The sequence below is a fragment of the Streptomyces bungoensis genome, from assembly GCF_001514215.1.
In the GTDB taxonomy this organism is placed as follows: Bacteria; Actinomycetota; Actinomycetes; order Streptomycetales; family Streptomycetaceae; genus Streptomyces; species Streptomyces bungoensis.
In genome coordinates this window covers 1-640 of sequence record NZ_KQ948894.1, presented here as the reverse complement: position 1 = coordinate 640, position 640 = coordinate 1, and the positions used below count along the sequence as shown (strand labels likewise).

General features: G+C 72.3%; 1 protein-coding gene. It reads left to right on the top strand.

What is annotated here, in order from left to right:
- Positions 1 to 640, top strand: a 640-nt coding sequence (locus tag AQJ66_RS36470) for a type I polyketide synthase (RefSeq protein WP_167359217.1), incomplete at both ends; no start/stop codon positions are given.

Here is a 640-nt window from a genome sequence, read left to right as displayed (position 1 = left end):
GGCCACGACCGCGCACACCCCCTGCGCATGGGGTCGCTGAAGGCCAACATAGGGCACCTCCAAGCCGGTTCGGGCATAGCCGGGGTCATCAAGATGGTGCTCGCCATGCGCCACGGCATCCTGCCGCGACTGCTGCACCTGGACGAGCCGACTCCGCACGTCGACTGGTCCTCCGGTGCCGTCGAACTGCTCACGGACAACCAGGAGTGGCCCGAGACCGGCCACCCGCGCCGGGCGGGTGTGTCGTCCTTCGGTGGCAGCGGCACGAACGCCCACGTGATCCTGGAAGAGGCCCCGGAGCCCGACCCCGATACCCCCTCCGGCCCGGACCCCGAGGGCGAGGCCGTGCCGTCGGTGTTCGCGGCTGGTGGTGTGATGCCGTGGGTGGTGTCGGGCCGGGGTGTGGAGGGTCTGGCGGGGCAGGCGGGCCGGCTGGCGGCTTTCGTGGAGTCGGCCGGTGAGGACGTACGGCCGGAGGATCTGGCCTGGTCCCTCGCGGCGACGCGTGCCGCCTTCGAGCACCGGGCCGTGATCCTCGGCACCGAGATCCCCCAACTCGCCGACAACCTCGCCACGATGGCGTCCGACGGCACCGCACCGGGAGCGGTCAGCGGGAGCTTCGACGCCGTGCCCGACGGTG